Origin of the sequence: Ureibacillus terrenus, assembly GCF_006569205.1 — a bacterium.
Lineage (GTDB): Bacteria > Bacillota > Bacilli > Bacillales_A > Planococcaceae > Ureibacillus > Ureibacillus terrenus.
This window is the reverse complement of the sequence record NZ_VIGD01000009.1, coordinates 37,348-57,534: the sequence shown is the minus strand read 5'-3', so window position 1 is coordinate 57,534 and position 20,187 is coordinate 37,348. Positions and strand designations below refer to the sequence as shown.

General features: G+C 41.7%; 21 protein-coding genes. 20 read left to right on the top strand and 1 reads right to left on the bottom strand.

Annotation, left to right across the window (positions count from 1 at the left end; translation table 11 throughout):
- Positions 1-12: 12 nt before the first annotated feature.
- The 6 genes from hemH to FKZ59_RS08295 all read left to right on the top strand — a co-directional run bounded on the left by hemH (position 13) and on the right by FKZ59_RS08295 (position 6,460).
- The gene (hemH, locus tag FKZ59_RS08320; protein WP_141602296.1) at positions 13-945 is read left to right on the top strand and encodes a ferrochelatase; all 933 of its coding nucleotides are present in this window, start codon (positions 13-15) and stop codon (positions 943-945) included.
- A 12-nt stretch (positions 946-957) separates the two neighbouring features.
- On the top strand, positions 958-2,382 hold the full coding sequence (gene hemY / locus FKZ59_RS08315; protein WP_328215784.1) for a protoporphyrinogen oxidase: 1,425 nt from the start codon (positions 958-960) through the stop codon (positions 2,380-2,382).
- Positions 2,383-2,924: 542 nt separating this feature from the next.
- The gene (locus FKZ59_RS08310; protein ID WP_141602294.1) at positions 2,925-3,878 is read left to right on the top strand and encodes a YncE family protein; all 954 of its coding nucleotides are present in this window, start codon (positions 2,925-2,927) and stop codon (positions 3,876-3,878) included.
- Positions 3,879-3,880: 2 nt separating this feature from the next.
- A complete protein-coding gene (locus tag FKZ59_RS08305; RefSeq protein ID WP_141602293.1) occupies positions 3,881-4,558 on the top strand; it encodes a response regulator transcription factor in 678 nt (225 codons plus the stop codon).
- On the top strand, positions 4,555-5,940 hold the full coding sequence (locus FKZ59_RS08300) for a sensor histidine kinase (protein ID WP_141602292.1): 1,386 nt from the start codon (positions 4,555-4,557) through the stop codon (positions 5,938-5,940). The genes FKZ59_RS08305 and FKZ59_RS08300 overlap by 4 nt, the downstream gene beginning before the upstream one ends.
- 1 nt (position 5,941) lies before the next feature.
- Positions 5,942-6,460: a FixH family protein gene (locus FKZ59_RS08295; protein WP_141602291.1), complete on the top strand. Its 519-nt coding sequence runs from the start codon at positions 5,942-5,944 to the stop codon at positions 6,458-6,460.
- Between the two features lie 139 nt (positions 6,461-6,599).
- Here FKZ59_RS08295 and yhfH read toward each other — a convergent pair whose 3' ends face one another.
- Complete coding sequence (gene yhfH / locus FKZ59_RS08290; RefSeq protein ID WP_141602290.1) at positions 6,600-6,725, bottom strand: protein YhfH; 126 nt, start codon at positions 6,723-6,725, stop codon at positions 6,600-6,602.
- Between the two features lie 233 nt (positions 6,726-6,958).
- Between yhfH and FKZ59_RS08285 the strand changes: the two genes are divergently transcribed.
- The 14 genes from FKZ59_RS08285 (at position 6,959) to hisG (ending at position 20,174) form a co-directional block, all read left to right on the top strand.
- Positions 6,959-7,663: a response regulator transcription factor gene (locus FKZ59_RS08285; protein ID WP_141602289.1), complete on the top strand. Its 705-nt coding sequence runs from the start codon at positions 6,959-6,961 to the stop codon at positions 7,661-7,663.
- Between the two features lie 2 nt (positions 7,664-7,665).
- Positions 7,666-8,640, top strand: a complete 975-nt coding sequence (locus FKZ59_RS08280; protein ID WP_141602288.1) for a sensor histidine kinase — start codon at positions 7,666-7,668, stop codon at positions 8,638-8,640.
- A 53-nt stretch (positions 8,641-8,693) separates the two neighbouring features.
- Positions 8,694-9,467 (top strand): ABC transporter ATP-binding protein, encoded by a 774-nt coding sequence (locus tag FKZ59_RS08275; protein ID WP_141602287.1) that lies wholly within the window; start codon positions 8,694-8,696, stop codon positions 9,465-9,467.
- A complete protein-coding gene (locus tag FKZ59_RS08270) occupies positions 9,439-11,370 on the top strand; it encodes an FtsX-like permease family protein (protein ID WP_141602286.1) in 1,932 nt (643 codons plus the stop codon). Before FKZ59_RS08275 ends, FKZ59_RS08270 begins: the two co-directional genes overlap by 29 nt.
- 135 nt (positions 11,371-11,505) lie before the next feature.
- Positions 11,506-11,970, top strand: a complete 465-nt coding sequence (locus tag FKZ59_RS08265; RefSeq protein ID WP_141602285.1) for an S-ribosylhomocysteine lyase — start codon at positions 11,506-11,508, stop codon at positions 11,968-11,970.
- Between the two features lie 178 nt (positions 11,971-12,148).
- Complete coding sequence (locus FKZ59_RS08260; protein WP_246045850.1) at positions 12,149-13,378, top strand: EAL and HDOD domain-containing protein; 1,230 nt, start codon at positions 12,149-12,151, stop codon at positions 13,376-13,378.
- A gap of 311 nt (positions 13,379-13,689) precedes the next feature.
- The gene (gene cccB, locus FKZ59_RS08255; protein ID WP_141602284.1) at positions 13,690-14,016 is read left to right on the top strand and encodes a cytochrome c551; all 327 of its coding nucleotides are present in this window, start codon (positions 13,690-13,692) and stop codon (positions 14,014-14,016) included.
- Between the two features lie 127 nt (positions 14,017-14,143).
- Positions 14,144-15,082, top strand: coding sequence for an HPr(Ser) kinase/phosphatase (gene hprK / locus FKZ59_RS08250; RefSeq protein WP_141602283.1), 939 nt, complete (start codon positions 14,144-14,146; stop codon positions 15,080-15,082).
- Between the two features lie 35 nt (positions 15,083-15,117).
- Positions 15,118-15,936, top strand: a complete 819-nt coding sequence (gene lgt / locus FKZ59_RS08245; protein ID WP_141602282.1) for a prolipoprotein diacylglyceryl transferase — start codon at positions 15,118-15,120, stop codon at positions 15,934-15,936.
- 14 nt (positions 15,937-15,950) lie between these two features.
- On the top strand, positions 15,951-16,895 hold the full coding sequence (locus FKZ59_RS08240) for a nucleoside recognition domain-containing protein (protein WP_141602281.1): 945 nt from the start codon (positions 15,951-15,953) through the stop codon (positions 16,893-16,895).
- The gene (ppaX, locus tag FKZ59_RS08235; RefSeq protein ID WP_141602280.1) at positions 16,892-17,527 is read left to right on the top strand and encodes a pyrophosphatase PpaX; all 636 of its coding nucleotides are present in this window, start codon (positions 16,892-16,894) and stop codon (positions 17,525-17,527) included. Before FKZ59_RS08240 ends, ppaX begins: the two co-directional genes overlap by 4 nt.
- 1 nt (position 17,528) lies before the next feature.
- Positions 17,529-18,056 carry an acyltransferase gene (locus tag FKZ59_RS08230; RefSeq protein WP_141602279.1) on the top strand — a complete coding sequence of 176 codons (528 nt, stop codon included), beginning with the start codon at positions 17,529-17,531 and terminating at the stop codon, positions 18,054-18,056.
- Positions 18,057-18,387: 331 nt separating this feature from the next.
- Entirely contained in the window at positions 18,388-19,551 is a 1,164-nt protein-coding gene (locus tag FKZ59_RS08225; protein WP_141602278.1) for an ATP phosphoribosyltransferase regulatory subunit, read from the top strand.
- The gene (gene hisG, locus FKZ59_RS08220) at positions 19,548-20,174 is read left to right on the top strand and encodes an ATP phosphoribosyltransferase (protein ID WP_141602277.1); all 627 of its coding nucleotides are present in this window, start codon (positions 19,548-19,550) and stop codon (positions 20,172-20,174) included. Before FKZ59_RS08225 ends, hisG begins: the two co-directional genes overlap by 4 nt.
- Positions 20,175-20,187 lie beyond the last annotated feature (13 nt).

Genomic DNA, 20,187 nt, shown 5'->3' with positions numbered 1-20,187 from the left:
GAGGTGAAAACATTGAAACCGGTACATGGTCTATTAGTCATGGCTTACGGTACGCCATATAAAGAAGAGGACATCGAACGATATTACACGCATATTCGCCATGGGAGAAAGCCTCCCCAAGAACAAATTGACGATTTGAAAGCGCGGTACAGAGCGATTGGCGGCATTTCTCCTCTTGCGAAAATGACAAAAAAACAAGCGGAGGCTCTTGTCAATCGTCTAAACGAAGTACAAGATGAAGTGGAATATAAATTATATATCGGATTAAAGCATATTGAACCATTCATTGAAGATGCCGTTGAACAAATGGTCAAGGACGGCATTCGGGAAGCAGTTTCCATTGTATTGGCTCCTCACTTTTCAACGTTTTCGATCAAGTCCTATAACGGCAGGGCCAAAGAAGCTGCCGAAAAATTGGGCGGCACTTTAAACATCACTTCAGTGGAATCCTGGTATGACGAGCCGAAATTTATCGAATATTGGTCACAAGCCATCCTTGCAGAATTTGAAAAGATGACAGAAGAAGAACGGGAAAAGGCTTGCGTAATTGTTTCCAACCACTCTTTGCCTGAAAAAATCAAACAGCTGGGCGATCCTTACGAAGAACAATTGATTGAAACGGCCCGTTTGATTCAAGAAAAAACAGGATTGCCGAATGTCGAAGTAGGATGGCAATCAGCCGGCCAAACACCTGAACCATGGCTTGGTCCGGATGTACAGGATTTAACCCGGGAGCTTTATGAGAAAAAAGGTTACCGTTCGTTCGTCTATGCGCCAGTCGGATTTGTAACGGAACATTTGGAAGTATTGTATGACAACGATATTGAATGTAAAGCTGTGTGCGATGAGTTGGGCGCTGGATACTATCGGCCACCAATGCCGAATACTCATCCGTTGTTTATCGATGCAATGATTGATGCCATTTTTAAAAAGCTGGAAAAATGATAGAGAGTGATGATGAGGGTGACGAATCGAAAAAAAATTGCTGTGATTGGCGGCGGTATTACTGGGTTGACAGCAGCGTTTTATTTGGAAAAGAGCGCACGGGATCATCGTTTGCCGTTGGATGTGGTGCTGATTGAATCTTCTTTGCGATTGGGCGGTAAAATCCAGACGTTGAGAAAAGATGGGTTTATTATTGAACGGGGTCCGGAATCTTTTATCGATCATGACGACAGCATGACCGAGCTGACTGAACATTTGGGCATACAAGATGAAGTGGTAAGCAATAACAGAGGCCAAACATATATAGCTGTCGGAACACATCTGTATCCGATACCCAATGGAATTTTGTTTGGAGGTGCGCCTATTGTCACCTCATTATTAACTTCCGGGATTGTTTCATTAAGCGGAAAGGTTCGTGCTGCCGGGGATTTATTCTTGCCTAAAACAAAAGAAGAAAAGGATGAACCGATCGGGGACTTTTTCCGGCGCCGTTTTGGAAAAGAAGTAGTCGAAAATTTAGTGGAGCCTCTGCTTGCAGGAACTTTTGCAGGAGACATCGACCGGTTGAGCATACAATCCATGTTTCCTGAAATTTATGAAATGGAAAAGCAATACCGCAGCTTGATTTATGGAATGAAAAAATCCCATTTTTCCTTGTTTAATCAAGTGAAGGGTTACCAGACATTCAAAAACGGCTTGGAAACGCTGGTTGAAAAAATCGAGGAATGTCTGCCGTCCAAAACGATTCTAAAAGGCGTAAAAGTGGAATCGATTGACCGGCTGCAGGATGGCACGATGCAAATTTATTTTAATAACATTGCCCCTCTAAAATGCGATGCGGTCATCGTAACAACGACATTAAATCAAGCGAAAAATATGTTTGCCCATTACGGGATATTCCATGAGATTCCGGACATGAATTATGCGACGATCGCAACGGTAACGATGGCATTTGAAAAAATGGAAAATGGAAATTATCAAGATGCAATCAGCTTCTATTTTTCCAGAAACAGCGACATTTCCATTACAACTTGTACATGGAGCAACCATAAGTGGAATAATGTGGCGCCGGATGGATATGATTTGATCCGGACATATATTGGACGTGTCGGGGATGAAGCCATCGTTGAATTGTCCGATGCGGATATAGAAAAAACGGTGCTCCATGATTTGGAGAAATCGATTGGCATTAAACAAAAACCAAAATTTACGATTGTATCCCGTTGGAAACAATCCATGCCGCAATATACGGTCGGCCATGAAAAACGTTTGGAGAAAATGAAGGAAATACTGAAAAAGGAATTTCCTTATGTCAAATTGGCGGGCAGTTCTTATGAAGGCATTAGTGTTCCGGATTGTGTAACACAAGGCAAGCAGGCCGCAGAGGAAATCATATCCGAATTGTTTCATATTCATAAAGAATATTTATTAACATGATCTGCAGGCGGGTGAGACCGGAGATTTGATTGTTGTCAAACGGAAATTCTTAAAATGTTTCGAACGGACGCTGCACGTCATCAACCCTCGCTCATCATTTCAGATAATATAGTGGATGAATATATTTGCATGGCTGCTTTCGAATGGTCAATGAAAATTGACGTTCGCAGCAGCTTTTTTTATTTCGGAAATGCATAGGATGGGGGGGATGTGCCCGAGGGGAGAGTTTATGTGCCCGAGCAGGAGGGGTTATCCGCCCAAGGGGAGAGTTTATGTGCCCGAGAAGAGGGATTAAGTGCCCGAGGCAGAAAGTTATGTGCCCGAGTGGACTTCTGACCTGCCCAAGCTGGAGGAGTAAACGCCCAAGCACGGGACAAATGCCTAAGGGATTTTAAATGCCCAAGAGGGGGAATGGCTACCTGAGGGAAGAAGAACAGCCCGCATAAGCGGATTTGAAAATATAAAAAATTGTAATGATTGTCAAATTTATTTCATCAAAACTTCACACTTTTTCACTACACTATAGAATTAGGGGTGATTATTTGAAAAAATGGGTAGCCTTTTTGTTTTTATGCACCATTTGGATATTGCATGGTTGCAATGACGAAGAATTTCAACAGATTAATCAGCACCAGTCTTTTGTTGCATCAGTAAACATTTTAGAGCCTTCAGTGGATTTTTTTGATTCGGATGGCGAACGGATTGCAACGTGGAAGTTTGAGAAAGCATATACTGGTGCCGCTTTGATCCCGTATGACCGCCTCGTGCTTTACGGCCATCAATTGGACGAGGTTGATATATATGAACTGTCTACCGGAAAACTGATACAGTCCATTGAAACGGGGACCGGTACGACGAATGTCCATTACGACAAAAAAGAAAAACTGCTGTTTGTGGCAAACAGTGAATCGAATACGGTCGCAAGTTTCAATGAACAAGGAGAAAAACAGGGGGAAATCCGTCTAAAGGATTATCCGATGTCAATGGATAGCCACGACGGAAAGTTATATGTCGTCAATTATAAAGCTCCGGTGCTGTCAGTAGTTGACATAAAATCCATGTCCCTTGTTGATGAATGGAACATCGATAAATCATCCAGCGGTCTATTGATTGTAAAAGAAACCAACACCCTTTGGGTAGGCGGGCACGGCTCCGGAAGCCGGCCGAATCAAAAAGTCAAAGTGCTGGATTTGGATAATGGACAGGTCATTCAGGAAATACAAGCTTCACAAATGCCTGTAGGTTTTTCTAAAAAAGGGGACATCATTTACGTCACCAACCACGGCTCGAACGAATTGTTTGCTTTTGACCTCAATGGCAAGATGTTGTGGAGGAAAGAGGTGGGGGCCAATCCATTCGCTGTAGCCGTTTTTAAAGATAATGTCATAGTAGCCGGTTTTGATGATAATCAGATTTATATTCTGGAAAACGGTGAAATTAAACGAAAGATTTCAACTCAATCCGGACCGTTCCAGTTGCTGGTGAGGGAGGTATAAACATGCCGACAGTGTTAATTGTAGATGATGAACAAGATATGAGAAATTTGATTGAAGTCATGCTTTCCAAATCAGATTTCGAAACCATCGCTGTTGCCAGCGGGAAAGAGGCATATCCGGTGATTGAAAGAAAAGAGGCTGATATTGTCCTCTTGGATGTCATGATGCCCGGCGAAGACGGATTTGAAGTTTGCGAAAAAATTCGAAAAATCTCGTCCATTCCGATCATTTTCTTGACAGCCAGGGATGGCAATGAAGATAAAGTAAAAGGGTTGACGATCGGAGGAGATGATTATATCGTGAAACCTTTCACCGCCAGTGAATTGATTGCCAGAATACAGGCGGTGTTAAGAAGAGCCGGAGTGAACAACCAAAAGATGCTTGAACGGGGTGTCATCAAGCTGGATGAAGCTTCACGGAAAGTGTATGTCAACAATCAGAATGTCACTCTGACACTAAAAGAATTCGACTTGCTGCAATTATTCATGAGAAATCCGAATACAGTCTTTTCCCGTGAACAGCTGTTGGAAAAGATTTGGGAAATGGATTATGATGGAGGAACTCGGACAGTCGATACCCATATTAAGACATTGCGGCTAAAATTAGGGAAAGTTTCAAAGGAGGCAAGCGAGTACATCCAAACTGTATGGGGGATTGGATATCGCTTTGATCAGGTATGAGAAAGTTTGCGACAAAAATTTGGGTTTTAATCATCGCGTATTTAATGCTGACGATCGCGTTCATGTATATATTCGCCGATTTTCTTTATGAAAAGTTTTATGTGGAAGATACAAAAAGCGAGATGATCGAAATCGGCGAAAACCTCCAATCTAAATATTCCGGAGGCAAAGTGACCGATGAGTACGTAGAGTTGGTCGAATCCTTTAATTATTATTCCAATTACGATGTTTTTGCCGTCCGAAACCCTCGCGAACTCAGTGCATGCGTCCCGTTTGAAATCGATTATAAAACCCTGATCGGTCCTGACGAGCGGCGGGTATTATTAAATGGAGAAAATATCACAAAAATTGGCTATGAAGAGCGGTTCAAGCGGGAAGTCGTATCCGTGATTTTGCCGCTGGTGGATCAGAATCGATTGGAAGGAATTATCTATATTTATTATCCTTTAGCAAAAATTACTGAATTAGCAAGAACGGAAGTGGCTATATTTATAGGTGGAGGGGTGCTTTTCTCCTTTCTCATCGCGATTTTGGTTTATCAAAGCCTGAAGCGGATTATGCGTCCGCTGAACGATTTGCATAGGGCAGTAGAACAAATGACGGAAGGGGATTATAGCGCGAGGGTAGAAGTTGCTTCAAAAGACGAAATCGGTTTGTTGTCGGAAGCTTTTAACCATATGGCCGAATCCATTCAGCGGGAAGATGAAAAACAAAAAGCGTTCCTGGCCACCGTTTCCCATGAATTAAGGACGCCGATCAGCTATATCAAAGGATATAGCGAGGCGATCCAAAGTCAATTGGTTGAAGGGAAAGAACAGACTGAAGCCCTTGAACTGATTCATCGGGAAGCGATCCGGATGGAACGGTTGACAAATGAATTGCTGCAGCTTGTCAGAAAAGAGAAAGAGGAAATTGAAATGCTTCCGATCGTCCTTTCCGAAACGATCCGCGAATCGGTCAAACTGTTGGAAGGACAAGGGGACAAAAAACATATTCACATTGTGCAAAACTTGGATGAAAATATTATCGTCCTTGGTGATGAAAAAAAATTAAAGCAAATATTTATCAACATCATCGAGAATGCGATCCGCTATTCCGATGAAAATGCAAAAGTGACGATTAATAGTTACGTGTCTGACCGGCGTGCCGTTATTGAAATTCAAGATGAAGGGATTGGCATCCCTGAAGAAGATCTCCCTCACATCACGGAACGATTTTACCGGGTAAACAAGGCGAGAAGCCGTTCCGACGGCGGAGCAGGTCTAGGATTATCGATTGTGAAACAATTGGTAAAAATGCATAATGGAACACTTTCTATTAAAAGCGCAGTAGGTGAGGGGACACAGGTTACCATAACATTACCGATAATGGAGGAAGAGTAAAATGAAAAAATGGTTGATTACTTTGTTGGCTGTACCTTTATTGCTGATTGGCTGCAATAATACGGAACAAAAATCGGAAATCGATACGAATGAAGATCCTGCCGATATAGCTTCATTGGAAGTGAAAGTTGAGATTTTGACTCCGGATCAGGTGGAAGTCGGAAAACCTGTAGAACTAGCCGCCCATGTAACACAAAACAATGAAAATGTGGAAGATGCGGATGCAGTGCAATTTGAAGTTTGGGAATCCGGATTGCGTGAACAGGGTGTCATGATTGATGCTGAACATGCAGGAGATGGCGTATATAAAGCTGAATTTACTTTCAATCATGACGGCGTGTATTATATGTATGCCCACACAACAGCAAGAGGGCTGCACGTCATGCCGAAAAAACAGATTGTCGCAGGAAATCCGGATATGAGCAAAGTGCTTCCGGAAAAAGATACATCGAAAGAAGATGCCGAAAAAATGCAGCTTGATAATCAAGAAAATACGGAATCTCACGATGAAACACATTAAAACAGCAAAAAATCCTCAAAGTTCGCGACTTTGAGGATTTTTTGCGTTTGTAAGCGATTGTATGTTGTCATGTGTTAAGCGATTTAATAGTAAGTTCATTTTCAGGTTTAAAGCGATTCACCGAATATTATTACGACCATTAGTGGGAGCTGCATTTTTCGCATGTGTTTGTATAGCATTCACTTTGCTCTTCAATTTTTTCTCCGCACTTTACACAGACTTTGTCTGGCAAGTTTTTGAAGAATTCAACGATATTTTCTAACATGGGGGACCTCCTTAAGGACTAACTGTTTTATAATACCTGTTTGTATTTGTAATTGTATTATAACAGTTTAGAATAGTCAATAAGGAATTTGCCCATTTTTAAAAACGGGATGTGAACATTTTGTGAATGAAGATGAAAAAATCGCAAAATCAAATTGGAAGAGGGCGTTTGAATGACCGTTATTGTATTTTTGTTAAAATAGAATTAGATGTTCCGTTAAGGGGGAAAGCATATTGGAAGGTACGCGAATCTATATCATTGAAGATGATTATAAAATTGCTACATTATTGGCCGAAAATCTAAAAAAATATCAATACGAAGTGGAGATTGTGAAAAACTTTGACGAGATTGTGGAGGAGTGTCTCGCCTTTTCTCCGCATTTAATATTGCTTGATATAAATTTGCCTTCTTATGATGGGTACTATTGGTGCAGACAGTTAAGACAGTACACAAAATGCCCGATTATTTTTATTTCCGCGCGTTCGGGAGAGATGGATCAGATTTTTGCGTTGGAAAACGGCGGGGATGATTTTATTACAAAACCGTTCAATTATGAAATTGTGTTGGCAAAAATCAAAAGCCATTTAAGAAGATCCTATGGAGAGTATTCATCGAGACAGGAAGAGAGAACCGTCCAATTGGGGCAATTGACGCTCTACTTGGAGCGGATGGAGCTGCATGTAAGAAATGTGGAAATCCCTTTGCAGAAAAAAGAATGCGCCATTTTAAATTTGTTAATGAGGGAGGCGCCGAAAGTGGTGTCCCGGGAAAAACTTCTGGAAGAGCTTTGGGATGACCAGGCGTTTGTCGATGAAAATACATTGAATGTCAACATGACCCGTGTGCGGAAAAAACTTGCCGAATACGGGGTGCAGTCCGTTATTGAAACCGTTCGCGGAGCCGGTTATCGATTCGTTTTAAGTTCGGAGGAAAAATAGTTATGGGGTTAAAGCTGTTTTTTAAAGAACACCTTTCCTTTATCATTTTTGAGCTGATCGTGGTGTTGTTCATATTATCCTTATATTGGCTGGACGGTTTCCGGAACGTGGATACCGCGGTGTATTCCATCGTCATCAGCATGATTCTTATTTTTTCGTTTCTTGCGGTCCGTTTCGCGTTCCGAAGAAATTTTTTGCAAAGAATTTCAAATTTGCCGCAAACCATGGACGACGCCCTTCAAAAGAATGCCAAGACGCCCGAGCATCTTCAGACAGAAGCGTATTTGCAGGAATTATATCGTCTTTATCAAAACGAAGTTCAGAACCTTTATGCAAAGCAGGATCGGCAAGAAAAGTTTTTAAACCAATGGATTCACCAAATGAAAACGCCCATTTCCGTGCTGGAACTCCTGTTGCAGGAAGAAGAGATTGACAGGACGAGCATCCAGGAAGAAGTGGACCGGTTAAAAAGAGGCATCGAAATGGTATTGATGAATGCGCGGATAGAGAAGTTCGAAGAGGATATGCAAATTGATGAAGTCCGATTGAAAGAGATTGTGACCGCAACAATTAATGACAATAAACGTTTATTTATAACAAACCATGTTTTTCCGGTCATTGATATAGACCCTGAAGTGACGGTGACAACGGATTCGAAATGGCTGAAATTTATGTTTACTCAATTTATTACGAACGCTGTAAAATATACATTTGAGCCGAATAAAAAGGTGAAAATATTTGTTGAAAAAAACGAATCGAAAACCGTTTTATGCGTGGAGGATGAAGGAATCGGAATTCCGAAATCCGATTTGGCAAGGGTAACAAAACCGTTCTTTACGGGGGAAAATGGAAGGAGAACCGGAGAATCTACCGGCATGGGCCTATATTTGGCGAAGGAAATCTGCGAGAAACTGGGCCACCGGCTAGAGATTGAGTCGGAAGTCGGAAAAGGAACGTTGGTAAAAGTGATTTTTTAATTAATAAAGCATGAACGAAACGGCGAACATTTATTAAAAAAGAGGGAACATTTATGGCAATTTTGGAAGTCGTTGATGTCACAAAAGTTTATGAAGGAAAGGTTACCAACCGTGCTTTGAACCAATTGAGCTTTGAGGTGGAAAAAGGTGAATTTTTGGCTGTCATGGGACCCAGCGGCAGCGGGAAAACCACTTTGCTGAACATCATTTCCACCATCGATAAGCCGACATCCGGTGAAATTATTTTTAATGGGACAAATCCGCATCTTTTTAATAAGACGGAGCTTGCCTACTTCAGAAGACGCGAACTCGGTTTTATTTTCCAGGACTTTAACTTGCTTCCGATGCTGACGGTGGAAGAAAATATTGTGTTGCCGCTTACCCTCGACAACCAGCCGGTTTCTTTGATGGAAGAGCGGGTAAAAGTATTGGCCGAAAAGTTGGGGCTTTCTGGCGTATTGCATAAAAGGCCTGACGAGTTATCCGGGGGACAAGCGCAAAGGGTGGCGATTGCAAGGGCGCTGATTCATGAACCTGCCATCATTTTGGCGGATGAACCGACCGGAAATCTGGATTCCCATAACTCCAGGGAAGTGCTGGAATTGTTAAGTAAAATCAACAAAGAAAGAAATGCAACCATCATTATGGTCACCCATGACCCGATTGCCGCAAGCTTTTGCGACCGGGTATTGTTTATCAAAGACGGCGAATATTTTAATGAAATTTATCGGGACGACCGGAGACAAACATTTTTCCAACGCATCTTGAACGTGTTGAGTTTGTTGGGGGGAAGAGTCGGTGACCTTTCATCAATTCGCTTACCGTAACGTCATACGCAATTTCCGGATTTATGCGGCGTTTTTTATGGCGAGTTTCTTTTCGGTCTTTGTGTTTTTTATTTATTCGATGCTCATGTTTCATCCTGAAATCGAGAATGGCCATCTGGGGAAAGTGCCGATTGGCGGCATGGTCATCGCTGAAATGATTTTGGTTTTGTTTTCATGGTTTTTTATTTTCTATTCCATGAAAGCATTTTTGGAGTCGAGGGCGAAAGAATTTGCCATTTTGATTCATCTTGGGATGGAGAAGCGGCAGCTTGCGAAGCTGATTTTTATGGAAACGATGCTGATTGGAAGCCTTTCAATCGCTTTTGGCATTATTTTTGGATATGCATTTTCGAAATTCTTTTTTATGATTGTCCGGGAAATTTTAATGCTGAATGAGCTGCCGTTATATTTCCGGTGGGAGCCGTTTATTTTAACGATTGTCGTTTATTTTAGCGCCTTTGTGATCATTTCGGTGATCAGCGTCAATTTTTCCCCTGAACGGAAAATCATCGATTTATTGAAATGGTATCAATATGCGGATGTGAACGATCGTTTTTCCAAAAAGCGGGCGGTTATGGCCGTTGTTTTGTTAGGAATTGCCTATATTTTGGCATTGCTGACGAACAGGGTGAACTTTTATCCGTTTGTTGTGCTGCTTCCGGTCCTCATTACAATCGGTACATATTTTTTCTTTACAGATACTGCCCAATGCATTGTGCAATGGATGAAGAAACGGAAGCACTACTATTGGAGAAAATCAAAAATGTTATCCATCGCGGAACAGACATTTATTTTAAAAAACAACGGAAAAATGTATTTTGTTGTGACGATGGTTTCTGCGGCTGCTTTTTTATGTATCGGGTTGTTGGCCGCTTTATCATCCTATACATCCCAGTACGACAAATTAAATCCCTTGGGGCTGATCTACAAGGGCCATATTGATAATCCCTATGAGAAACAACATATCACGTCCATAGTGAATGAACTGGAACAGAAGGGACTTTCCTATCATTTGACCCGCTTTGAAGTGAAAAAGCAGACTTCTTCTTTCACCAATTACGAAGTGGAAGTGTTTCGGGAATCCGACATCAACAGTTTGCTGTTCTCTTATGGTTATCCGATGGTGCAATTGGAAAGCGGGGAAGGGATGTTTATTCCCTATTCCGAAGAATCCATTAAAAAGCTGTCCAAAAGGACGGTGCATACGGTATTAAAGGAAAACAACGTGCCGATCACCATTGACCGGGTATATCCGAAAGTCATCTTTCCAAGTTCGATCGTCAGTCCCAACTCCATCATCATCAGTGATGAAGATTTTTTGCGCCTAAAAAATCCATATAGCGGTTATCCGAGGGTGGAACCGGGATATCATTTATTTGCGTTTGATATACCACAATGGCTGGAAGCGCAGAATGTGGGGCTGGACATCTACCGGCAGGTGCAGAAAGAATATGAAAAGAACCGATATGGGCTGCCATTTTATTTTGAGAATGCGGGGTTGAATTATTCGTATGTTTTATCCATGTATTCATTATTTACATTGGTAGGATTGTTGGTTGCCGGGGTATTTTTGCTTGCTGCCGGAAGTTTCATTTACTTTAAAATCCATACCAATTTGGATTCGGAAAAACGGAAATTCGATGTGCTGAAGCGGATGGGGATTACGGATGGAGAAATCAAACGGCTTGTTTCAGCCCAGCTGTTTCCGCAGTTTTTTCTTCCGTGGGGAGTGGCAATGGTTCACAGCATATTCGCCTTTTTGGCTTTGCAAAATTTATTAAAGGATATTGCCAATATCTCGATTGTAAAGGAAATCGTATTTGCATTTTCCTTCTTGATTTTATTGCAGATCATTTATTTCTATTTAATCCGCTGGAGATTTATCGCCCATGTGAAAAATTGATTTTTTAAAAAAGATGCCATAAAAAAGCGGCAATTCGGCAGTGGAAGGCGCGTTTCCAGCCGGGAGTGACAGAATGAGGGGAAACAAGTACAATGAATGTAAAACGAAAATGGACAGGGAAAGAGGGAAGAAGCAATGAAAAAAATGAATGTGGAGAGTTTTAACTTGGATCATACAAAAGTAAAGGCCCCTTATGTCCGTTTGGCCGGCGTTATCGAAGGGAAAAATGGCGATGTGGTGCGCAAATATGACATCCGTTTCAAGCAGCCGAACAAGGAGCATATGGAAATGCCTGCCCTTCATTCTCTTGAGCATTTGATGGCCGAACATATCCGCAATCATACCAATCAAGTGGTGGATTTAAGCCCAATGGGATGCCAAACGGGATTTTACCTCACCATGATTAACCACGATGATTATGAGGAAGTATTGGATATTTTGGAAAAAACTCTTCGGGATGTATTGAATGCGACGGAAGTTCCTGCATGCAATGAAGTGCAATGCGGATGGGCGGCAAACCACAGTTTGGAAGGGGCAAAACAATTGGCGAAAGAAATGCTTGAAAAACGCAATGAATGGCCGATAGTTTTTGCGGAATAATAAATTTTTGAATGTATCATCTTTTTAAAGATGATACATTTTTTATAATTCAACATTAGTCAAAAATACTTTATAATTTAAAAAATATTTTTGGGACTTTTCAACGATTTTTTTTGAATGAATGGATTGGATATTATTGTAATAGGAATTCAAAGATTATGTAAAGAGCGAGGAAATCATGGTGGAAGTATTTGTAGGAAGGCAACCCATCTTTAACAGGAATGAAGACGTGGTGGCATATGAACTGTTATACAGGAGAAGTGAAACGAATCGCTTTGAACAAGTAGACTCGAATAGCGCCACAATCGAAGTGTTGAAAAATTCGGTGTTTTCCATTGGCATGCAAGAATTGACGAATGGATTGCCCGGTTTTATCAATTTTACGGAAAAATTATTGATGAGCGACCTTTTTGATGTTATCCAGCCTTCCACTTTTGTAATTGAAATATTGGAAGATGTGCCGATTACAGATAAATTGGTTTATCGGATCATTGAATTGAGAAATCGTGGATTTATCATCGCGCTGGACGATTTTGTTTTACAAAAGCCCATAGATTATTACAACGTCTTATTTTCCCACGTCGACATTATAAAAATCGATTTTTTAAACACTCCGAAAGAAGATCGGCTGATCATTGAAGAGCGGGTAAAAAAAATCTTCCCCCACATCCAATTGTTGGCGGAAAAAGTGGAAAACCGCCAGCAGTTCGAGGAAGCGAAAGGGGCAGAATATTCGCTGTTCCAGGGATATTTTTTTGAACAGCCGCAAGTCATCAAATCTTCCGATATCCCGATGAATACGCTGCATTATTTCCAACTCATGAGCATTTTAAAAGAGGAAGATTCCAATATTCAGGAAATTGCCGAAAAGATTGAACAAAATGTTTCATTGACATATAAATTGCTCCGGTTGATCAACAACATTTCGAATAAAAGAATGAAAGTGCGCTCGATTAAACAGGCGATTATGATGGTCGGGCTGATTGAACTTAGAAAATATTTGTATTTATTGGCAATCAATGAAGGACGTTTGGAAGAGCCGTCCAATGTCGATCTTGAATTGATGCGGACCTCCATTTTGCGGGCAAAGATTTGCGAGTTGCTCGCGAAAAAAACAAAAAAGGAAAATTATCCCGAATATTATTTGGCCGGAATGTTCTCGCTGATTGATGCCATTTTGCAAAGGCCGATCCATGTCATTGTCCAGCAATTGCCCTTCTCCAAAGAAGTTATTGAAACCATTTGCGGCAAGGAAACAGAAATGACCATCTACTTGCAATTAAGCATCGCCCTGACAAAAATTGATTTGGACCGGGCAACAAAATTGGCCAAAGAATTGGGGATTCAAACGAAAGAATTAGTACATATCTACGATAAGGCGATAGAATATACAAAAAGATCGTTATAGTCAAAACAAATCCTATTCATCGGAGGATGATGAATAGGATTTGTTTATTGGAGCACAATATTTATGCATTTGCTTTTCACTCCACCGCGGAAATCATATTAAAATAATTTTTGGACGGTTTTTATTAATTGTGAACACGTTTTCACAAAGAATTCATAAAAATGAAACAAATGCTGGAATCGTTGATAATGCTGAATTTTCCTGTATTCTCAACGCTTTGGGGAAGGAACCAAATGTTTCTTTCTCGATTGATTTTGCTATAATGAAGTTGTATTGCATATTTTTACTATCTTTTTGGAGGGGTTCAAGAAATGAAAAAAGCATGGTTAGCACTACTATTCGGATCTGCACTAATGCTTGGTGCCTGCGGTGGTGGAAATGACAATGCATCTGACGACGCCGGTAAAAGCGATGGCGGGGACAAAGGCGAACAACTTGTCATGAAAAACTGCACATCTTGCCATGGCCAAAACTTGGAAGGAATGGGCAATACTCCTGCATTAAATGATGTAGGTTCCAGATTGTCTGAACAAGAAATTTTGGACATCATCAACAATGGTAAAAATGCCATGCCTAAAGGATTGCTTCAAGGCGAAGATGCCGAAGCTGCTGCAAAATGGCTGGCTCAGCAAAAATAATTTTCAAAATTAAAGCGTTTACATGTTCCATGAAAGGAGACGTTGAAGGCACGTCTCCTTTTTTATTTGGGTTAAGTATACTATAATGCTAAAATAAATACATATGAGAAAAAGGTGGGAGAATCGGATGGCGCAAGTAACGACAAAAGATGTGATGGAAAAATTCAATTTAAAGCTTGTCAGCGGACATGAAGGGATAGGCCGTTATATTACGACGAGCGATATTTCAAGGCCCGGTCTGGAGATGGCCGGATATTTCACCCATTATCCTGCCGACCGAGTGCAATTGATTGGAAGAACGGAACTGTCCTTTTTTGAAATGCTCCCTCCGGATTTAAAGCGGGAACGGATGTTGAAATTATGTTCTCAGGAAACTCCGGCAATCATCATTTCGCGGAATATGGAAGTGCCGCAGGAATTAATTGAAGCTTCCAATAAAAACAATGTGCCGGTGCTTGTCACATCCATGAAAACGACAAGATTTTCAAGCAGGCTCACCAACTATTTGGAAAGTAAACTGGCACCATCGACAGCGGTGCATGGAGTGTTGGTGGACGTTTACGGCATTGGTGTGCTGATCATCGGGAAAAGCGGTGTGGGGAAAAGCGAGACCGCTTTGGAATTGATTAAAAAAGGACATCGGCTCGTCGCGGATGATTGTGTGGAAATCCGCCAAGAAGGAGAGAATTTATTAATTGGAAGTCCGCCTCCTCTGCTTGAGCACTTATTGGAGATCCGGGGAATCGGCATCATTAATATTATGACTTTGTTTGGAGCCAGTGCGGTCCGCCCTTATAAACGGATTACATTGGTGGTGGAGCTGGAAAACTGGGATCCGGACAAAACGTACGACCGGTTGGGGCTGGATGAAGAAAAAATGAAAATCATCGATACGGAAGTGACCAAATTGACCATTCCGGTCCGCCCTGGACGAAACGTCTCCGTCCTTATTGAAGTGGCGGCGATGAATTATCGCCTGAAAAAGATCGGCATTAATCCAGCCCTCGAATTTTCCAGAAGGTTGGACGAAGTGATTGCAATGCAAGATGAAATTGATGAATATTAATGTAAGAAAGATTATGGAAATTGAGAGGAGTTCCTATGGAAAGTATTTTGTTAGCGATTGATCCGGTTGCCTTCAATATTGGTCCCATCACTGTGCGATGGTATGGAATTATCATAGTGACAGGCATTATTATCGGTTATTTTGCGGCACAGGCCGAAGGGAAAAAACGGGGATTGCCGGAAGATTTTTTTGGCGACTTATTGCTTTGGGCGCTGCCGATTTCCATCATTTGCGCCCGCCTTTACTATGTCATTATGAGATGGGATTATTATGGTGCCAATCCAGGGAAAATTATTGAAATATGGAATGGCGGAATTGCCATTCACGGGGCATTATTTGGAGCGGTTTTAACTGTGTATATATTCTGCCGGGTGAAAAAAGTAAGCTTTTTGAAAGTGGCGGATATTGCGGCTCCAAGCATCCTGATCGGCCAAATCATTGGGCGCTGGGGAAATTTCATGAATCAGGAGGCTTATGGCGGTCCGGTTTCCCGCGGATTTCTTGAAAATTTATTCTTGCCGGATTGGATTATCGAGCAAATGTATATTCACGATTTGGGCACATATGTCCATCCTACCTTTTTATATGAATCAGTATGGAACTTTGTCGGCCTTATCATTCTGCTAATATTCAGAAGAGCCAATTTGCATCGGGGAGAAATTTTCTTCTCTTATTTGATTTGGTATTCCATCGGCCGTTTTTTTATTGAATCTTTGAGAACCGACAGCCTGTATTTGTTCGGCGATTTGCGATCTGCGCAAGTTGTTTCGGTCACATTAATCATTATCGGCTTTGTTTCAATATTTTACCGCCGATGGAAGGTTCGTCCGGTTGTCCGGTATTTAGATGAGTAGAAAGGAAAATGGAAATGTCTACGTTAAAAAAGGGGATTATTGCAGGCGGCCAGACTGCCTGGTCTTTAAGCAAGGTCATTTTTCCCATTACTTTCTTGGTCACCATATTACAATTCACACCGGTTTTGCCATGGCTGATCGACTTAATTGCACCTTTGATGGGAATACTTGGACTGGGCGGTGAAGCTGCCATCCCGCTTGTTTTGGGTAACTTTTTGAATTTATACGCGGCGATTGCCGGGATTTTGTCGGTTGAACTCACCGTCAAAGAAGTATTTATACTTGCTGTCATGCTCTCGTTCTCCCATAACATTTTTATTGAAACCGGTGTTGCATTAAAGACGGGGGTAAAGCTTTGGATTATCCTTGCCGTAAGATTTGGTTTGGCGATCCTTTCCGCCATCGTAATCCGTTTTCTGTGGAATGGCGGAGGGGAAATTGCCCAATATGGGCTGGTTCCTGCACAAACCCCTGATCCGGATGGCTGGGGAGGAATCCTGCTTTTGGGATTGGAGAAAGCAGGGTTAGGTATATTGCAATTGTTAATCATTGTCATTCCATTAATGATTGTCGTCCAATATTTGAGGGACTATCTTTTTTTAGATAAATTATCAGATATTCTTGCCCCGGTGACGAAAGTGATCGGTGTACAGCCGAATGCAGCGATGACGCTGGTTGCCGGATTATTCATCGGTTTGGCCTATGGCGCTGGTGTCATGATTCAATCAGTCAAGGAAGACGGGGTCAGCAAAAAAGACGCTACGCTGTGCTTCATCTTCCTAGTTGCCTGCCACGCGGTGATTGAGGATACGCTCATTTTCGCACCGTTAGGGGTTCCAATCCTGTATTTATTATTAATTAGACTTTTGACAGCATTTGCTCTGACAATGGTAGTTGCATTTATTTGGAATAAAGCAGAATTGAAGGAAATGAACAGGGAAGTGTTTCAGTCGGAATGAAAGCATTATTGTTTGATTTTGATGGCACATTACTGAATACGAATGAATTGATTATACGCACATTTATGCACGTTTTAAACGAAAGATTTCCCGGGCAATATTCGCCAAAAGATTGCATCAAATTCATTGGTCCGTCTTTAAAAGAGACGTTTGAGCAAATTGCGCCAAATGAAGCTGATGAGTTGATCGCGAAATATCGACAATTTAATCATGCCTATCACGATCTTTACGTAAAAGAATTCGACGGCGTCAACGAGACATTGGAGCAGCTTAAACGGGAGGGCCATAAATTGGCAATCGTTTCAACGAAAAAAAAGGAAACGATTGAACGCGGGCTTAAATACATGAAAGCCGAACATTACTTTGACTTCTGGATCGGATTGGAAGATGTGAAAAAGGTAAAGCCGGATCCGGAGCCGGTGTTGTTGGCGTTGGATCGGTTGAAGGTGCCAAAAGAAAAAACGTTGATGATCGGGGACAATTACCATGATATTTTGGCCGGTAAAAACGCGGGAGTCAAAACGGCCGGGGTTGCATGGTCGATTAAAGGGGAACATTATTTAAAACAGTTCAATCCGGATTTTATGCTGCATCACATGTCCGATTTATTAACAATCGTGAAGGGGTTGTAATATGCGGAGAACTGAAACGTATAAAGTTCAAGGAGGCGCAAACTCTTTATGGCATGTATATAAAACGGTGCCGTTTTGGAAAGTTGTGAAATGTTTTGTTTTTATTCAAATCGGCAGGATTACTCCGTTCATGGGGTTAAAAAATTGGTTGTACCGGACATTTTTGAAAATGAAGATCGGGAAGAAAACCTCCCTGGCGTTAATGGTCATGCCGGATACGATGTTTCCCGAGCGCATTTCGATCGGGGATAATACGATTATCGGCTATAATACGACCATTTTGGCCCATGAATATCTGATTGATGAATATCGGCTTGGCGATGTGAAAATTGGAAACGGAGTTATGATAGGAGCGAATTCAACGATTTTGCCGGGGGTGGAAATCGGTGATGGCGCGATTGTTTCCGCCGCCACTTTGGTGAATAAGGATGTACCTGCCGGGGCCATGGTGGGGGGCAACCCGATGCGCATCATTTATACGGCGGAAGAAATGGCTGAACGGAAAAAGAAGAGGGACAAGGCTGTTTAGAAAGGTTTCTAAACAGCTTTTTTTATATGTTCATACAGCGTTATGAATAATTCCATATTCCGGAAGATATTTTGCGCATTCACCGATTTTGCGGATTACTTAAAAAAATTGACGGATTCTAAAGCGTTCCTGAAGATAATTCGAGTTAAAATGTAGATAGGAAAAGGGTTGTTGCAAATGCATAAAAAGGACGCAAAAATAAAAAATTTTCCTAACAATATTGTTTATGAATTGACTAATTTTTGATAGTTCGATACAATGCTTTCATATACTAATTCTCTAACTCTCTAACACTCTAATATATTAAAGTATATTAATAGGATGTGTGAATATGTCAGCAATCAAAAAGTTCGAAAAACCTATAGGAATGAGAGACACGTTCCCCGGAATTTATGAGAAAATTGAAAGAGCAAAGCGAATCGGCCGTGAAGTTTTCCGTTCTCGGGGATTTGATTTCATTGAAACGCCCACTTTGGAATATTACGATACGGTCGGAAAGGCATCGGCGATATCGGACGCATCTTTATTCAAATTGGTCGACAGTCAAGGAAATACCTTAGTTTTGCGTCCGGATATGACAACTCCTATTACGAGGGTTGCAACTTCTAAATTATTAAAGGAAAAAATTCCGCTACGCCTGGCTTATGCCGCCAATGTGTTCCGCGCGCAGCAAATGGAAGGGGGAAGACCGGCGGAATTTGGCCAAATGGGCATTGAAATCATCGGCGACAAGACCGTTTTCGCCGATGCGGAAGTGCTCATTACAGCGATTGAATTAATGAAGGAATTTGGCATCGAATCATTTAAATTGACCATCGGCCATGCGGGCGTATTGCATGATATTTTAAATGATTATACCGATCATGAAGAACAGCGGGAAATTTTGCGGACTCTGCTTGTCGAACGCAATTATGTGGGATTTGAAGAAGCGGTGCATGAATTTGGTTTGCCGGCGACGAAAGCGAATGCCCTTCTCGAGTTCATCAGTGAGGCGACAAATTTGGCTTCCATTGAAGACATGGAAAAATATGTACGGAAAAACGATGGAATCGAATATATGAAACAACTGTCCAAATTGATTAATGCCTATGGACTTTCCCAATATGTTTCCTTCGATTTCACCCTTTCAAGCCATATGAATTATTATACGGGCATGTTATTTGAAATTTTCGCTTCCGGAAGCGGCTTCCCTTTAGGAAACGGCGGCCGGTATGATGGTTTGTTGCATCTGTTTGGAAGCGATGTAGGGGCGACAGGTTTCAGCATCCGCATCGATCGGCTTCTTGAAGTGCTGCCGAAAGAAGAATTGAAGGAAGAAACGGTTTGCGTACTGTTTGATGATGAAGATTTCATTAAGGCGTTGGAACTCGCATCAACGTTAAGACGGCAGGGAGCCCGAGTAACAGTCCAATCAAAGCGGGGGTTAATCAACAAAGAAGCATTTACCAAACTATTTAGTCGTGTTGTCGATTTGAGCCAGGAGGAAACGCAATGAGTAGTGAATTAACGATTGCCATGCCGAAAGGGCGCATTTTTGAAGAAGCTTATCAAATGTTGATCGAGGCAGGATTCAAGCTGCCGGAAGAGGTGGAAATGTCCCGGAAGCTGATGATCGAAATTCCGGAGGAGAACATCCGCTTTATTTTGGCGAAGCCGATGGACGTTCCGGTTTATGTGGAACATGGGGTTGCGGACATCGGCATTGCCGGGAAAGATGTTTTAATGGAGCAGCAGCGGAATGTCCATGAATTATTGGATTTAAAAATAAGCAAATGCCATATTGCTTCGGCAGGACTGCCGAATACCGAAATGGACGAAATTGCTCCGCGCATCGCAACGAAATATCCGAACATCGCAATGAATTATTACAAAGGCATCGGGGAGCAGGTGGAAATCATCGAATTAAACGGTTCTGTTGAACTTGCCCCGATGATCGGCCTTGCCGACCGCATTGTGGACATTGTTTCAACGGGAAGAACATTAAAGGAAAACGGATTGGTGGAGTATGAGCATATTGCCGATGTCTCTTCGCGCCTGATCGCCAATCCGGTAAGCTACCGGATGAAAAATGAGCGCATTCAGGAAATTGTATCCCGGTTAAAGAAAGTCGTGAAATAGAGGGAAGGTTGAC

Bases quoted from the DNA above. Each gene is read 5' to 3' on its own strand.
- hemY (WP_328215784.1), top strand. From the start codon at position 958: ATGAGGGTGACGAATCGAAAAAAAATTGCTGTGATTGGCGGCGGTATT.
- FKZ59_RS08305 (WP_141602293.1), top strand. From the start codon at position 3,881: ATGCCGACAGTGTTAATTGTAGATGATGAACAAGATATGAGAAATTTG.
- FKZ59_RS08300 (WP_141602292.1), top strand. From the start codon at position 4,555: ATGAGAAAGTTTGCGACAAAAATTTGGGTTTTAATCATCGCGTATTTA.
- FKZ59_RS08295 (WP_141602291.1), top strand. From the start codon at position 5,942: ATGAAAAAATGGTTGATTACTTTGTTGGCTGTACCTTTATTGCTGATT.
- yhfH (WP_141602290.1), bottom strand. From the start codon at position 6,725: ATGTTAGAAAATATCGTTGAATTCTTCAAAAACTTGCCAGACAAAGTC.
- FKZ59_RS08280 (WP_141602288.1), top strand. From the start codon at position 7,666: ATGGGGTTAAAGCTGTTTTTTAAAGAACACCTTTCCTTTATCATTTTT.
- FKZ59_RS08275 (WP_141602287.1), top strand. From the start codon at position 8,694: ATGGCAATTTTGGAAGTCGTTGATGTCACAAAAGTTTATGAAGGAAAG.
- FKZ59_RS08265 (WP_141602285.1), top strand. From the start codon at position 11,506: ATGAAAAAAATGAATGTGGAGAGTTTTAACTTGGATCATACAAAAGTA.
- FKZ59_RS08260 (WP_246045850.1), top strand. From the start codon at position 12,149: ATGGTGGAAGTATTTGTAGGAAGGCAACCCATCTTTAACAGGAATGAA.
- cccB (WP_141602284.1), top strand. From the start codon at position 13,690: ATGAAAAAAGCATGGTTAGCACTACTATTCGGATCTGCACTAATGCTT.
- hprK (WP_141602283.1), top strand. From the start codon at position 14,144: ATGGCGCAAGTAACGACAAAAGATGTGATGGAAAAATTCAATTTAAAG.
- lgt (WP_141602282.1), top strand. From the start codon at position 15,118: ATGGAAAGTATTTTGTTAGCGATTGATCCGGTTGCCTTCAATATTGGT.
- FKZ59_RS08240 (WP_141602281.1), top strand. From the start codon at position 15,951: ATGTCTACGTTAAAAAAGGGGATTATTGCAGGCGGCCAGACTGCCTGG.
- ppaX (WP_141602280.1), top strand. From the start codon at position 16,892: ATGAAAGCATTATTGTTTGATTTTGATGGCACATTACTGAATACGAAT.
- FKZ59_RS08230 (WP_141602279.1), top strand. From the start codon at position 17,529: ATGCGGAGAACTGAAACGTATAAAGTTCAAGGAGGCGCAAACTCTTTA.
- FKZ59_RS08225 (WP_141602278.1), top strand. From the start codon at position 18,388: ATGTCAGCAATCAAAAAGTTCGAAAAACCTATAGGAATGAGAGACACG.
- hisG (WP_141602277.1), top strand. From the start codon at position 19,548: ATGAGTAGTGAATTAACGATTGCCATGCCGAAAGGGCGCATTTTTGAA.